Source organism: Nonomuraea sp. bgisy101 (genome assembly GCF_057708945.1).
The window spans coordinates 1-13,635 of sequence record NZ_JBYITD010000009.1 but is presented as its reverse complement, the minus strand read 5'-3'; the positions used below and the strand labels follow the sequence as shown (position 1 = coordinate 13,635).

Sequence of the window (13,635 nt, the reverse complement as noted above, 5' to 3'; positions counted from 1 at the left end):
TACGCGCCGTGAAATCTCTCTCAGACATAGACGTACATCTAAGGCGGCCGTTACTGTGACGATCACTCGCAGTTGACCCGAGGAGTGAGTACATGGGCAACGTGGCCCCTTCTGAACCGCCCAGCCAGGCCGCCACCACGCTGGCCACCCAGCGCAACCTAGGGAATTGGCTTTTCACGGTCGAGGCGAAGAAAGGGTTCGGCCTGAAGAAGTGGCGTGACTCGCGCCTGTACATGTACCACAACGGCGCCGTCATCACCGGCCCGGACGGCTACATGGCTGCGTACGAGTGGTACGACGCGAGAATCTTGCAGAACCTCCGCACCGTGAACGGCGTGGACTCGGACGCTCGCTACACGCTGATCGATCCGAACGGCGCGGCCGTGAGCATCGGCTTCGGGAGCTGGGCCTTCATCGGACGCCAGAAGGAACGGTACGGCGTCACCTCGCACGTGCAGGGCGCACCATTCCTCTATCCGCACGACTGGGGACGGCACATCCAGGCCAGTATCAGGAACTTCCAGCTCCCGGACGTTCTGGCGCGCATCGAACGCGGCGAGACGATCGACTTCGGCGTCTACCGGGCCGACAAACAGGGTGTGAGCGGCAGCAAGCACCGGGCCGCCTGGGAGGAGATCACAGAGCTGGGATACGTCGTCGGCAAAGTCTGCTTCAACGGTTCACAGAAGCGCACGACAGTGGACTCGGAGCCGACGAGCTATGTCGTCAACCTGGACCTCTTCATGAAGCTTTGCCACCGTCTGGCCCCCATCGCAACGAGCTGAGCCCCGGCCTCGTGCACTTCGCTGGACCGTTGGATGGGGCGGGCTGGCGGGCGCTGAGCGAGAAGCGGGTCCGGCCGAGATCCGGCCAGAAGCGGCCACGAGCCGATCGTGTTCGTCACCTCGGAAGGGGATTGGAGGCTCTCCAGGGCTCGGGGGTGCAGAATCTCCCCGGGCAGGAATCCCTTGTTCATGATGCTGAGCTCGGCTCCGGCGACGAACGGGGAGCCGAGGTCGTGACCGCGCGCGCCGAACGGCTGCGGCAGCGGCACCAACAAGAACGCCATCTATCGCCGCTGGCCGAACCGGCTCACGCTCGGCATCGCCGCCTATCGTCAACTGACCACCACGGTGCAACCCCCCGACACCGGCAACCTGCGCGGCGACGCCCTCGAGCTCCTACGACAGGCCAACCGGCACTGGAGCTCCCCCTCGGCGCGATCCTGCGCGAGCTGCTCTCCGCCGCCGGCGGCGCGTCGGAATTCCTGGCCCAGCTACAGGAACAGTCGGGCGACGCCGCGGCCGCCCCCTGGTTGACCATCCTGGGGCGCGCGGTCGCGCGCGGTGAAGCCTCCCCCGAGGCGCTCCACCCGCGGGTCGCCACCGTGGCCATCGTCCTGCTGCGCAACGAATTCGTCGTGCGCGGCGTCCCTACCGCACCCGACGATGTCCTCGTCGAGATCGTGGACGAGGTGTACCTCCCCCTGGTGCGGCGACGCGGCCTGACGCCGAAGTGATCGTCGCGGCGGCGCCGCTGCTTCACCGCCTGTACTGCAGGCAGCGGACCGTCCGTCTCCGCCGCGCGGGAGGCCTACACGGCGACTCGCCGCGGCAGCAGCGCCTCTGCCAGCTGCCGCCATCGCGGCATGGCCGACCGGCCGGGCTCGATGCCGAGAACCTGGATGCCGACGTGGTCGGCGCCGGCGTCGAGGTGGTCGTGCAGCTTGTGGACGATCGTGTCGAGATCGCCCCAGAACACCAGGTCGTCGACGAGCCGGTCGCTGCCACGGCCGCCGTCGATGTCCGCCTCGGTGTAGCCCAGGCGAAGGAACTTGGCGATGTTGTACTTCGTCGTGAAGTACACGTGCAGATGCTCGCGCGCGATCTCGCGCGCCTTGTCCGGGTCGCTTTCGAACAGCACCGCCTGCTCCACGCCGAGGAACGGGCCGTCGCCGAGCACCTCGCGCGCCTGCGCCGTGTGCCGCACCGTCACGTGGTAGGTGTGAGCGCCTTCGGAGCGATCGCGGGCCATCTCGAGCATCTTCGGCCCGTACGCCGCGAGCAGGCGTCGCATCGGCGCCCGCGGGAGAGGATTGGCGCTCGTCGTCGCGTCCATGTCGTCCAGATAATCGCTTATCGCTTGCAGCGGGCTGATCCCTGGGCGACCGGCCCCGATGCCGAGGCCGAGCAGGTGTCGGTCGGGGTAGGCGTCGGCGAGGAGCAACGCCGCGCCCTGGGTCCACCGCGGCTCGCGGGACCAGATCCGCGCGATGCCGTTGACGACGCTGATGCGCTCGGTGCAGGAAAGCAGGAACCCCGCGTGCGTCATCGCCTCACGCCCGTCCCGCTCCGGGATCCAGAACGCCTGCCAGCCGAGCTCTTCGAGTTCCTGAACGGACTCCCGCATCATGCTCGCCGGCTGATCCTCGAAGTCGAACGTCCAGACCCCGAAGCGCCCCAGATCCATCCCATCGATCATGCCCATGTCTGCCTCCTGCCCGACGGCGCGGAACCGTCCTCACGAACTCATCAACGCATCGAAGTATCGCAGAAAGTCGATATGAGAAGTCAAATCTGCTCCCGGTGGCCGAGGTCGAGGACATGGAGAGAGGGTGATGACTGAACCGGGGCCCCCACTCGGGTCGGTGCAACCAGCCCCAAAGTAGCTCTCTGTAATTATGCTCACGGGCTGTGTTTACGGAGGTCGCTGGCTCATGGCCATGTCGGCCTCCCTCACGGGCAACTGATGGATCAGTGAGTGCGGCGACGGGGCGCCAGCACCTCGGTGATCTTGGCGAGGGCCTCAGCACCCGGCTTGACGTAGCGTATGGCGGTGCGGGGGTTCTTGTGCCGGGTCTTGCCCATGATGAGCTGCAGCGGGACCTCGGCCTCGCCGAGATGGGTGGCCGCGGAATGCCGCAGCTGATGCAGATCGATTCCGGCGTAGGTGTCCAGCAGGACGCGGGCGCGGTCGTAGCCGAGGCGGGCGCGGCTGGTATGCGGGCAGATGTCGGCGGCGGCCGGGCGTCGGGCGGGGACCGGGCGGCGTTCGGACAGGAACAGCGGGCCGTGCGTGCGGGTGCCGCCGTTCGGGAGCCGGAGGAGGCGGGGCAGCAGGTGGGCGGTGCCGCTGTCCCAGTACACCCACTCGATGGCGCCCCCCTTGGAGCGGACGGGAGCACGCCGGTGCTCCAGGTCGAGGTCCTCGACGTTGAGCGCCAGGATCTCGGCGGCCCGGGCGGCGGTCTCATAGAGCATCCGAGACAGCGTCTTCTCCCGCAGCGGGATGTCGCGGCGTGACAGCAGCCGGTGGATGGCGGTCTTGGCAACCGCACGGGTCTCGTCGGCGCTTTCCTTGCGGCGTTCGGCGTCGGCTGGGACTGACGGGGCGGCCCAGTGCTTCTTGGTCTGGTACCAGGCGAGCCAGGAGGTGATGGCGGCGCGGTTGCGGTTCCAGGTCGCCGGCGCGCTCGACCCCCATAGCTCAGTGAGCGCGGCGCCGATCTCGGCGTCGCTGACCTCGGCGAGCGGCCGGTCGCGGCCGAGCAGCGCGATGGTGCGGTCAATGGCCGAGGCGTAGGCGCGGTGGGTGTTGGGGTTGGCGGCGCGAGGGGTGGCCAGGAAGGCGTCGGCGGCCGCGGCGAGCGTGACGTGCCCGCCGCGCAGCGCGGTGATCTTCGGCGTGGCAGTCATGCCAGCCACCGGGCGGCGGTCGTCGCACCGCTCCGGATGATGTACCGGATAACATGCCGGAATCGCGTACCATCCCGGCGAGGCGTTGTCCTGGTCACCGCACCGTCATGATCGCTCATGTATGTGATAATAGATCATTATCACGTACATCAGTATTGCTCCGCCGCTCGAGTCCGTATCGAAGTAACTCTCCATAACTGGCATGAGCGGGGCGCCCTGCGCGTAGACGCCAGAATGGGCGCACGTGGCGGTCGGCGAGGATGCGGTAGACGTTGGGCCACGGACCTGCCCTTCACGAGATTTAAAGGCGTCCCGGTCCTGCCCGGTCAGCACGCTGCGCCTGCCGGAGGCGAGCATGCGCTGTGCCTCGCCGGTCACGCTGGTGGGGTCGTCCAGGACGGGGTTCGCCTTCTCCGCCTACCTGAGTCCGCCGAGACGGAGGGCGTCCCTGATCTCGCTGAGTTTCGCGGTCGTCGCTGGGGTCCACTCCTTCGCCTGCTCCCCGAGACGGAGGGCATCCTCGATCTCGCTGAGTTTCGCGGAGGACAGGACGCCCGCTTGCTCGATCAGGTCGTCCCGGGACACCGTGGTCAGCCACGTGCACGGAGTAACGCCTGGATGAGGGAACGCTATCCGCAGCACGCCTTCAAAGGGCAGTCCTTCCACGGCTCCTACTACCACTTCGACGCCCAGGCCGCTGATGTCGACGCCCGCCGGAGCGACGACCCGCATCGCCCGGATCCCGGACGCGTCGTCTCCCGACAGCAGTACGACCGGCCGCCGCTCGTCGAACGCGACCCACCAGACTTCGCCACGTTGCACATGTCCTCCTGATACAGGGCGGCAGACCGGACGGCGGTCAGGTCATGCCTCTTCGGTGACACCGCCGCGGCGTCGGCGATGCGGGTGATCTGTTCGGCCAGTTCTTACGAGTTCAGGGAGGACGTGTTGCAATGGCAGCCATGCGGTCGTCGCTGGTCGTTGGTTGCTCGGCATCGCCCCCGAGTTCGATGCCGCCGGCCAGCCAGCCGCCATCGATGGTGAGCACGCTGCCTGTGATGAACGACGCGCTCTCACCTGCCAGGAACGCGACCAGATTGGCGACCTCCTCGCTGCGCCCCAGGTCGGCCCAGCGGAAATCGGCTGGCGACGTCGAGCTCTTCGCCCATTATCACGTACATGAGCATGGCCGTCATCAGACGCTGGAGGCGGCGATGGGGACCAGGAAACTGATTGAGGGTCAGCGGGCAAACGTGACACCCGCATCCCATCCTCAGCTCGAAGCCGGCAACCAGTGGGCGGTATTCCGCGGCCGGTCATCCGGCGACAGTGAGTACGATCTTTCCGGTGGCTCGGTTGGTCTCGCCGAGCTCATGTGCCTTGGCCGCCTGCTCGAACGGCAGGACGGTGTCGACCTCGACGCCCAGCCGTCCCGCCTCGACCAGCTCGGCGATCGTCGCCATCGCGGCGTTGTCCGGCTCGACGAGGACGAAGCCCGCCCAGATGCCGCGCTCCCCAGCCTGGCGAAGGAGGTCCTCGTCAGGCCCCGGGTTGAGCTGGGCAAGAGTGCCGCCGTTCCGCAACGTCTGCAGGGAACGCGCCCCGTAGTCGCCCCCGATGCTGTCGATGACCAGGTCAACGTCGCGGACCGTCTCGGCGAAGTCCTCCTCGGTGTAGTCGATCACCTCGTCGGCGCCCAGCGCATGTACGAAGGCGTGCTTGGACCCACGAGCGGTACCGATCACGTACGCGCCGAGATGCTTGGCGAGCTGCACGGCCAGGTGGCCGACCCCGCCGGCCGCGGCATGGATCAACACGCGCTGGCCCGGCTGCACGTTCGCGGTGTCGTGCAGGACCTGCCACGCGGTGAGCGCCGCCAGCGGCAGCGCCGCGGCGTGCACGTGGTCGAGGCCGGCCGGTTTACGGGTGAAGTGCCGCGACGGGGCGGTCACGTACTCCGCGTAGCCGCCCGCCTTGTGCGGGAAGCGGGGCATGCCGAAGACCTCGTCACCAGGCCGGAAGCGAGTGACTCCGAGGCCCACGGCCTCGACCACCCCGGACACGTCCCAGCCGAGGATGGCGGGCGGGTCGCCCAGCAACCTGCCGACCGTCCGTGACTTCCAGTCCGTGGCGTTGACGCCGGCCGCGTGCACCTGTACCAGGACCTCCGTCGGCATCGGCTCAGGACGGTCAACCTCGGCCAGCGTCAGCACCTCGGGGCCGCCCGCGGACTCCTGAATGATCGCGCGCATCCGCGCCGTCGTCGTGTCTTCGCTCATGGGAGAACCTTCGTGAAAGCGGGAATGAGTGCGCAGCCCATCGTTATCTGGGTTCTTGGACTCTTCTCGCAGGTCAGAGTGAGATGATCTTTTCAGGCATGTAAGGCATGTTGACTGGCTCCTCACACCTTGGTGCGAGGAGCCAGACGCTCCCGTGGGCATTTGGCGATCTCGGGCGCATTGACCCTTTTTCGGAAGGGATCGACTGAGTCGCGTCAGCCGTTCGACGGCGCGCTCTTCAGCCAGCAGCGCTGCGTCGTGGTCATCCCTGGCTACCTTCACCGCAGCCGCCCGGTCATGTCGCCGACCAGGGCGCACAGAAGCTCATCGAGCACGCCCTGCCCTGTCGCTGCCCTTCGGCGAGTGCGCCCACCCGCAGGAGCGGATCGCGGCCCGCATCCCGCCCGGGTGACGGGCCGGTCAGCCGGTGAAGGGTTCCAGTGCGAAGCGGCCGATCGCCACGAAGGCGGCCAGGGCAAGGTAGCTCCCGTCCACCAGCGCGGCTTTGGTCTCGCCACGGCGGATCCGCATGATCACGGCGCCGGTCATGAGCAGCGTCAGGCCGCTAGCCGCCAGCGGTACCAGTACCGGCGCGATGCCGAGCAAGGCGGGCAGGATCAGGCCCACGGCACCGAGGACCTCGAGCGCTCCGATGGCCTTAAGGGTGCCGGGCTTGAAGTCGAGGACCCAGCGCGCGGCGTTGGCCATCTGGGCCATCTTCTCCCGTGGCACGAACAGCTTCCCGAAGCCGGAGAACAGGTAGAGGGCGGTCAGCAGGCCGGTGATGATCCACAGTGCGATGTTCATGAGTCTTCTCTTTGGCAGAGGGTCTGGGGTCGGCGGCCGCGGGGCGGACCCGGGGTCCCGGGTCCGCCTGAGAGCCTGAGGGGGAATGTCCGCGTCAGCCGAACTGTCCGGGCTGGTAGTCGCCGCCGGGCGTCCGGGTGATCACGTTCAGCCGGTTGAAGGCGTTGATCGTGCAGATCAGGGCCACCAGAGCCATCAGCTGATCCTCGTCGAAGTGCTTCGCCGCGTTCGCCCACGCCTCATCGGTGATGCCACTTGAGTCGGCGAGGCGGGTGCCCTGATCGGTGAGTTCCAGCGCCGCCCGCTCCGCCTCGGTGTAGACGGTCGTCTCCCGCCATGCCCCGACCAGGTTGATCCGCACCATGCTCTCGCCAGCGGCCGCGGCGTCCTTGGTGTGCATGTCAAGGCAGCCGCCGCAGCCGTTGATCTGGCTGGCGCGGATCTTCACCAGCTCCTGCACCGCCTTCGGCAGTGCCGAGTCGGTGATGACCTTGTTCGACGAGATGATGTACTTGGCCCACTTCGACCCGACCTCGTTGACCATGGGGTTGATCCGGGTTTCCATCTCGATCTCCTTCGTCTTCGGATACTTGCACCACTACGACGAAGCACCCCACCAAGACGTAACAACCCCATGCGACAGACGTGCGCTACTCGGGTCGCGCGGGCAGACCCATGGTGTCGAGGAGCTTGCGGTCGCTCACGGTAAGGAGCTCGACGATCCGGCCGTCGACCACGGTGCACCCCACCACGCCGAGTACTTTGCCTTTCGCACCCCAGGCCACGAACCCGGGCTCGCCGTTGACCAGAACCGCCAGCGCCGAGGTCATCGACCGGATGCCGCGCAGGATCGGACCGGCCACCTCGGCCGCCCCGACCGTGGTCAGCACGCCCTGCGGGTGGTACGTGCGCCAGGTCACCTTCGGATCGAGCAGCCGTACGAGCCCTTCGAAGTCCCCGTTGCGCGCCGCGGCAAGAAATGCGTCGACCACTGCGCGCTGTCGCCGCGGCTCCTCCTCTGGCAGCGAGGTGCCCTGCACCTTCCGGCGGGCCCGGCTGGCGAGCATCTTCGTCGCGTCGGCGGACCGGCCGATGATCTCGCCGATCTCGGCGAAGGGCACCGCGAACATGTCATGCAGGACGAACGCCAGCCGCTCGGTAGGCGTGAGGGTGTCGAGCACCACCAGCAGTGCCAGCCCGACCGATTCGGCGAGCATCGCGTCGTCCTCGGGTGCCGCCCCGCCGTCCACCGTCACCACCAGCTCGGGCAGCCAGTCGTCGTACGACAGCTCAGCCCGGGTCTTGCGCGAGCGCAGCACGTCGAGGCAGACCCGGCCGACCACCGTGGTCAACCAGCCGGCCAGGTTGTCGATCCCGGCCGCGTCCTGCCGCGCCAGCCGGATCCACGCCTCCTGCACCGCGTCCTCGGCGTCCACCCGCGACCCGAGCATCCGGTAGGCGACCGCCACCAGACGCTCGCGCTGCTGTTCGAAGGCTTCCGCCAGTGCTTCGTGAGGACCTGATCCGGCCATGTTGTTACCTTCCTTGCGCTAATTCCGTCATGGTCATGACGCGACCGAAGGCGCCGAGGTAACCGTTCGGCGTGCGTCCTGATGGGAGACCGCAATGTCACAGGGATCGGGTCGCCGGCGCTTCATGGTCGTCAGGACGCCGCGCAAACGATCCACGCGCCTCGTGGAACTTACCGCTGACCTCGAATTCACCGGACGGCTGGTCGAGTGACGCGATCGTCACCGACCGGCCCCCGGCTCAAAGAAGCCAAGAAACTAAGGGAGATCCCCACCATGATCCTGGTAACCGGTGCCACCGGAAACGTCGGTTCCCACGTCGTCCGCCAACTCCTGGAGGAGGGTGAGAAGGTCCGCGTCATGACCCGCAACCCCAGCGGCCATGCGTTCCCGGACCAGGTCCAGGTCGTGACCGGCGACCTGACCCAGCCGGAGACCCTGTCTGAGGCACTGTCCGGCATCGAGCGGGCCTTCCTGTTCCCCGTTCTCCAGGGGGTCGACGGATTCCTCGACGCGGCCAAGCGAGCCGGCCTGCGGCATGTCGTGATGCTGTCCTCGGTGTCCGTCACGTGGTCCACGCCCAGCTGGGTCGGCGACGTGCACCTGCGGCTCGAACGATCCGTCGAAGCGTCCGGGTTGCCGTGGACCTTCGTGCGGCCCGACGCGCTCACGACCAACGACCTGACCTGGGCGCCTCAGATCATCGAGGGCGATGTCGTACGCGGACGCTACGGCGAGGCCGCGACGGCGCCGATCGACCCGCGCGACATCGCCGCGGTCGCCGTCCGCAGCCTCCTCGATGGGCGTGCCGGCGAGGGGTACTCGGTGACAGGACCGCAGTCGCTGACCCAGATCGACCGCCTGCGCGTCATCGCGGAGACCATCGGGCGGCCGTTGCGGTGGGAGGAGCAGTCCGAGGACTGGTTCCGGGACGAGATGGTCCGCCTCGGCATGCCCGCTCCGGGGATCGACGATTACGTCAACTTGCTCACCGCGAGAGTCGGCAAGCCCACGGAGGTCCTGCCGACGGTCGAACAGGTCACCGGCAGACCGCCCTTCACCTACGCACAATGGGTCGCCGACCACGCCGCCGCCTTCGGCGCGGCGTCGGCCTGACGGATTGGCGGCACCTGCCGGCCTTCGCGCATGTCCCGAGGACGAGCCCGGCAGCACCAGCCGACTGTCAACCGAAGCCGTCTCTCATCGACAAAGTCAGGGCTTGGTATGTCGCCGCGGTGCATGGTATTTCCGCTGGTCGCACGCGTTATGATCATCCTTTGACCGTGGCGGGAACGCTATTGACACTCTCCGCGCGCGAAAGAGCGCCCCGTGTCGGCGAGGCGCTCTTTCTGCTGCTGTTCTGTGACGCGATCTATACGGGGGCTCCCTCGTTCTGCTCGACGACGGCGAAGCGCTTCCCGCACAATCCGCTGATGATCCCGCATGCCTCCAGGACCGAGATCGGGCAGCGCGAAGGTGTAGGTGCCGATCACGTGATGTGCCGGCGGCCGAACGGCGACAAGCGGGCGGTGGGCCCCACGCCGTCCAACTCCAGATGGCGGTTCATGTCGAGCTCGAAGCGCCCGTACAGGTTCAGATGGGACCAGAACAGCGCGGTCAGCCCGCGCCGGTCGGCCGCGCTCAGCCGTTTTCGCCAGGCCGGATCGCGCAGCACGATCTGGATCAGGTGCGTGTTGAGGTAGGCGATCGCGGCCGCGACCAGGTGGAGTGCCAGCGCGGAGACCTCGACGTTCTCCCGGTCGTCGCCGGTCAGGTCGCCGGCCTTGCCGTAGAACAGATCCTTGCTGGCCGAGTTGAAGTTCTCCACCACGTTCAGGCCTTCGTTGATCTCCCTCCTCAGTTCCTCATCCGCGAGATAGTCACAGATGAAGATTGTCCGGACGACGCGACCTAGTTCCTCGATCGCCTGGTAGGTGGGGTGCTTGGGGCCGCCGCGGGTAAAGCGGCGCAGCATCTGGTGCGACTCGGCGGTGCGCAATCTGAGCGCGGTCGCGTATTTGATCATCTGGTCGTAGTGGCGGGCGATCAGGTCCCAGTCGATGGTCTTGTTCGACAGCACCGCCTCCAGGCGCGGCCAGGCCTCGTCCTCGCCGGTCCCCGGCCGGTACAGCCGGGCGGAACCGATGTTCTTCAGCCGCGGCAGCAGCTTGAAGCTCAGCAGTTCGGAGAAGGCGAACCCGACGATCGAGGCGCCGTGGGTATCGGTGTACTGGCGATCGATCTCGGCATCAGTCAGGTGCCGTAGCAGGCCTTCGATCATCGAGGCCACCTCGGAGGCGGTCGTGCTGGTCACTTGGCTGTAGATGCACACGGACCGCCGTTCGACGTGCCAATACACCATGATCCCCGGCCCGTGATAGCGCTCATGCCACTCGGTCATGAAATTCGCCGACCAGGATCCGAACTTGCGCGAGTCGGACGCGCACGAGGTGCCCTCGCCCCACAGCACCGTGTCGCGCGCTTTGAGGGTGGCGTTGACGATGAGGCGGATCGCCTCGCGGAGGTTGTCGCGGTTGATGAACAGCCGGCGGGTGCGCCGCAGCGCCGCCTCGTTGTCGAGCTGCCCGGGCGGCAGCGCGGCCGCGGCCACCCCGTCGGCCACCCGCTTGATCCCGACATTCGTCCCCAGCCCGTACAGGCAGAGCAACAGCCGTCTCTGCAGCACCGCCTCATCAATGACGGTGCGCGAGGCCACCGAGGTGAAGGCGGAGGTGTAGCCGGTGACATGGGCGACGTCCTTGAGCACGTCCAGCAGGTCGATCACGCCCCATCGGCGGGAGATCTCCGCCTTCAGCGCCTTCAGGCCCGTCGGCTCCTCCTGCTTGACCAGCGGCGGGACGCTGATCCACGGTTCGCCCTTCTTCCGCGTGATCTTCACGCCGCCGGTGGTGCCCTTGCGCATCGCCCCCTCCAGCCGGTCCAGGGCGGCGGTGTGGCGGCGCTGCAGGTCGGCGAGGAACGCCGCCGGATCCCGGGGCTTCTTCAGGGCCTCGTAGTGCACGTCCCGGTTGTCGTCGAAGTCAGCCGGCAGGTCGGCCTCGGGGTTGCGCCAGATCTTGCCGCCCTCCACCCAGATCTCCCGCCGGCGGATGGCCTTGCGCAGCGCGACCAGCACGCACAACTCGTACGGGATGCGCTCGATACGGCCGCGGTCGTCGACCACCGCCTCCTGCCAGTCCTCGGGCACCACGTGCTCGATCGGGACCGTCTCGGCGCGGTCGTAGAAGACGGCCTCGGAGCCGTCGTAGCGCTCCAGCAGCGCCAAGGCGTCCATCACCGGCTGGAAGGCGGTGTTGTTGCAGCGGAAGGCCAGCGCGCGCAGCAGCTTGGGCAGGCCGCGCCGGTAGTGGCGCGAGTAGGAGCCGCGCAGCTTGACCCGTACGCGGGTACGCAGTTCCTTCTCGTTCGCCTTGGCCTCGGCGATGATGTCGGCCAGCGTGGCCGTGCCCACCACCGGGTAGATCGCATTGCGGACAAGCTCCTCGGGCAGGTCCAGCGCGGCCTGGGCCAGCCGGGCCAAGATGCCGTGCTTGCCCTGCACCCGCCGGAACTCACTGCTGAGCTCGTTCTCGACCTTCTTCTCAGCCCGTACGCTGATCTTGTGCACGAGCTGGATCGGCAACTCCACCAGCCCGTCGATCATCTCCGCCTTGCGCACCCAGCACAGCGCCGCCAGCAAGGTCAGCCTGATCGGCTCCGGCGCGGCGGCGAAGTCGGAGGGGTACATGCGCATCGCCCGGGCCCGCCACACCTCCACCACCTTTTCCGACACCCCCTCGAACAGGTGGTTCGGTAACCCGATCGCCTTGACCCGTTCCAGCTTGACGATCTCGGCCAGCAGCGTCTCCAGCTGCAGCGGTCCTGGGTCCTCTTTCAGCTCCTGCAGGAAGCTGCGCACTGCGGCCGTGCCGGCCTCGCCTTCGCCCTCCGGCTCGGGGTCGGGAACCGTGATCAAGTCTTTGAGCGCGGCAACCGCCGTGGCCGGCAGGCGCTGGGCCGTGGCGGCGGTGAACTCCCGCTCGAACAGCGCCTCGGCCGCGCCCCCCAGCCGTTCGATCTGCTTGGGCGTGGGAGGCTCGGTCCGTTCCTCCCGGCAGCGAGCCAGCAGCGCGGCACGCAGCCGCTCCCGCGACGTCTCCACCGGGCAGATCTCCTCGGCCAGCCAGACCGTCAGCTTGTCCTCGTCGGCGACCGTCGGCTCACGAAAGCCGTGAAAACCGGCGGATCTGCGCCCGGTGATACTCGATCGTGCTGCCCGACCAGCGGTACTCGGCGAACAGTGCCGCATCGACCTTCACCTGGCCCGCCATGTAGTCGACCGCGGCCTTCGGCACGTCCTCCCGGCGCGGGAAGCGACCCTCAAGCTCGAAGTACTTCAGCATCAACGCGAACCCGAGACGGGTGGCGCCGCTCTTGTTCGCCAGTAGTTCGGCCTCGGCCTCATCCAGGGTCCAGCACTCGATGAGGTCCTCCAGCTCCCACTCTCTGCGCATCGGCAGGGATCCCTTCTCCCCCGATCGCTTTGAAGATTCGGGAGCACCCTGCTCGCACCGATGCCGCTACGGTGCGGTACCGCTCATCCGTAACCATCACGTCGCGGACTTGAGACATTACAGAGAGCTACTTTGGGGCTGGTCGCGCCGACCCGAGTGGGGCCCCAACCGCGGAGGTTCCGCTCGCCGACCCGCGAGCGGCTAGAGGGAGCGGCCGAGGACGTCGACGAGCTGGGCGATGCGCTGCTCGTCACGCCGATAGTGCGTCCACTTCCCGACACGGGTGGCGCGGACCAGCCCGGCACGCTGCAGCGATGCCATGTAGGCGGAGACGGTCGACTGCGCGAGGCCCGTCTTGGCCTGAATGTGGCTCACGCACACGCCGACCTCCTCGGGGTCGGCGATTCCCTCCTCCACCGGGAAGTGGCGTTCGGGCTCGCGCAGCCACTGGAGCAGCTGGAGTCGCACGGGGTTGGCGAGCGCCTTGAACACCTCGAGCAGCTGCGCGGGGTCGTCCGGCGCGGCGGCGTCTGGTGAGGGGAGGGCGTGTGTCGTCATGAGCTTTCGAGAGGAGTATACGACGATTCGAGGAACTTCGATATGAGCCCGACGCGCACCGCCCCGGGCGCCGGGGCGTCGCGGCCCGTCCTGCCACCCCCAGGAGCGGCGGAAGCCTGCACTCGGCAAGACCCGAATAGGGCGCGGCACGACGAGGCGCAACCCGCGCGCGCCTCCACGCCGAGCCGTACCGGTGACCAGCACACCGAACCGAACGTGACGTGCGGTTCCAGCCGGACGCGGTCCGTTCCGA

Annotated in this window: 14 protein-coding genes; 3 read left to right on the top strand and 11 right to left on the bottom strand. The window is 67.7% G+C overall.

The genetic code is table 11. The features are described 5' to 3' along the window. The first annotated feature begins 92 nt into the window (after nt 1-92). Entirely contained in the window at nt 93-785 is a 693-nt protein-coding gene (locus AC3EO4_RS18165; RefSeq protein ID WP_379572324.1) for a hypothetical protein, read from the top strand. A 233-nt stretch (nt 786-1,018) separates the two neighbouring features. Continuing rightward, entirely contained in the window at nt 1,019-1,519 is a 501-nt protein-coding gene (locus AC3EO4_RS18160; protein ID WP_431896691.1) for a TetR-like C-terminal domain-containing protein, read from the top strand. Between the two features lie 74 nt (nt 1,520-1,593). Here AC3EO4_RS18160 and AC3EO4_RS18155 read toward each other — a convergent pair whose 3' ends face one another. The 8 genes from AC3EO4_RS18155 to AC3EO4_RS18120 form a co-directional block, all read right to left on the bottom strand. Continuing rightward, nucleotides 1,594-2,487, bottom strand: coding sequence for a TIGR03620 family F420-dependent LLM class oxidoreductase (locus AC3EO4_RS18155; protein WP_431896689.1), 894 nt, complete (start codon nt 2,485-2,487; stop codon nt 1,594-1,596). A 266-nt stretch (nt 2,488-2,753) separates the two neighbouring features. Then, entirely contained in the window at nt 2,754-3,695 is a 942-nt protein-coding gene (locus AC3EO4_RS18150) for a tyrosine-type recombinase/integrase (RefSeq protein WP_431896688.1), read from the bottom strand. A 417-nt stretch (nt 3,696-4,112) separates the two neighbouring features. After that, nucleotides 4,113-4,517, bottom strand: a complete 405-nt coding sequence (locus AC3EO4_RS18145; RefSeq protein WP_379572319.1) for a type II toxin-antitoxin system PemK/MazF family toxin — start codon at nt 4,515-4,517, stop codon at nt 4,113-4,115. 112 nt (nt 4,518-4,629) lie between these two features. Next, nucleotides 4,630-4,818 carry an SDR family oxidoreductase gene (locus tag AC3EO4_RS18140; protein WP_431896980.1) on the bottom strand — a complete coding sequence of 63 codons (189 nt, stop codon included), beginning with the start codon at nt 4,816-4,818 and terminating at the stop codon, nt 4,630-4,632. A gap of 193 nt (nt 4,819-5,011) precedes the next feature. Then, on the bottom strand, nt 5,012-5,974 hold the full coding sequence (locus tag AC3EO4_RS18135) for an NADP-dependent oxidoreductase (protein ID WP_431896685.1): 963 nt from the start codon (nt 5,972-5,974) through the stop codon (nt 5,012-5,014). A 420-nt stretch (nt 5,975-6,394) separates the two neighbouring features. Further along, on the bottom strand, nt 6,395-6,781 hold the full coding sequence (locus AC3EO4_RS18130) for a DoxX family protein (RefSeq protein ID WP_357631771.1): 387 nt from the start codon (nt 6,779-6,781) through the stop codon (nt 6,395-6,397). 94 nt (nt 6,782-6,875) lie between these two features. After that, on the bottom strand, nt 6,876-7,346 hold the full coding sequence (locus AC3EO4_RS18125) for a carboxymuconolactone decarboxylase family protein (RefSeq protein ID WP_379572317.1): 471 nt from the start codon (nt 7,344-7,346) through the stop codon (nt 6,876-6,878). Nucleotides 7,347-7,431: 85 nt separating this feature from the next. Further along, nucleotides 7,432-8,313, bottom strand: a complete 882-nt coding sequence (locus AC3EO4_RS18120) for a sigma-70 family RNA polymerase sigma factor (RefSeq protein ID WP_431896684.1) — start codon at nt 8,311-8,313, stop codon at nt 7,432-7,434. 273 nt (nt 8,314-8,586) lie between these two features. Between AC3EO4_RS18120 and AC3EO4_RS18115 the strand changes: the two genes are divergently transcribed. After that, nucleotides 8,587-9,426: an NAD(P)H-binding protein gene (locus tag AC3EO4_RS18115; protein ID WP_431896682.1), complete on the top strand. Its 840-nt coding sequence runs from the start codon at nt 8,587-8,589 to the stop codon at nt 9,424-9,426. A gap of 373 nt (nt 9,427-9,799) precedes the next feature. Here AC3EO4_RS18115 and AC3EO4_RS18110 read toward each other — a convergent pair whose 3' ends face one another. The 3 genes from AC3EO4_RS18110 to AC3EO4_RS18100 all read right to left on the bottom strand — a co-directional run bounded on the left by AC3EO4_RS18110 (nt 9,800) and on the right by AC3EO4_RS18100 (nt 13,382). Further along, nucleotides 9,800-12,619 (bottom strand): Tn3 family transposase, encoded by a 2,820-nt coding sequence (locus AC3EO4_RS18110; protein WP_431896680.1) that lies wholly within the window; start codon nt 12,617-12,619, stop codon nt 9,800-9,802. Beyond that, nucleotides 12,531-12,824: a DUF4158 domain-containing protein gene (locus tag AC3EO4_RS18105; protein ID WP_431896678.1), complete on the bottom strand. Its 294-nt coding sequence runs from the start codon at nt 12,822-12,824 to the stop codon at nt 12,531-12,533. Before AC3EO4_RS18105 ends, AC3EO4_RS18110 begins: the two co-directional genes overlap by 89 nt. 201 nt (nt 12,825-13,025) lie before the next feature. Then, on the bottom strand, nt 13,026-13,382 hold the full coding sequence (locus tag AC3EO4_RS18100; protein WP_431896675.1) for an ArsR/SmtB family transcription factor: 357 nt from the start codon (nt 13,380-13,382) through the stop codon (nt 13,026-13,028). Nucleotides 13,383-13,635: the final 253 nt, after the last annotated feature.

Bases quoted from the DNA above. Each gene is read 5' to 3' on its own strand.
- AC3EO4_RS18100 (WP_431896675.1), bottom strand. From the start codon at position 13,382: ATGACGACACACGCCCTCCCCTCACCAGACGCCGCCGCGCCGGACGAC.
- AC3EO4_RS18120 (WP_431896684.1), bottom strand. From the start codon at position 8,313: ATGGCCGGATCAGGTCCTCACGAAGCACTGGCGGAAGCCTTCGAACAG.
- AC3EO4_RS18150 (WP_431896688.1), bottom strand. From the start codon at position 3,695: ATGACTGCCACGCCGAAGATCACCGCGCTGCGCGGCGGGCACGTCACG.
- AC3EO4_RS18155 (WP_431896689.1), bottom strand. From the start codon at position 2,487: ATGGGCATGATCGATGGGATGGATCTGGGGCGCTTCGGGGTCTGGACG.
- AC3EO4_RS18115 (WP_431896682.1), top strand. From the start codon at position 8,587: ATGATCCTGGTAACCGGTGCCACCGGAAACGTCGGTTCCCACGTCGTC.
- AC3EO4_RS18105 (WP_431896678.1), bottom strand. From the start codon at position 12,824: ATGCGCAGAGAGTGGGAGCTGGAGGACCTCATCGAGTGCTGGACCCTG.
- AC3EO4_RS18135 (WP_431896685.1), bottom strand. From the start codon at position 5,974: ATGAGCGAAGACACGACGACGGCGCGGATGCGCGCGATCATTCAGGAG.
- AC3EO4_RS18110 (WP_431896680.1), bottom strand. From the start codon at position 12,619: ATGCGGCACTGTTCGCCGAGTACCGCTGGTCGGGCAGCACGATCGAGT.
- AC3EO4_RS18165 (WP_379572324.1), top strand. From the start codon at position 93: ATGGGCAACGTGGCCCCTTCTGAACCGCCCAGCCAGGCCGCCACCACG.
- AC3EO4_RS18130 (WP_357631771.1), bottom strand. From the start codon at position 6,781: ATGAACATCGCACTGTGGATCATCACCGGCCTGCTGACCGCCCTCTAC.
- AC3EO4_RS18125 (WP_379572317.1), bottom strand. From the start codon at position 7,346: ATGGAAACCCGGATCAACCCCATGGTCAACGAGGTCGGGTCGAAGTGG.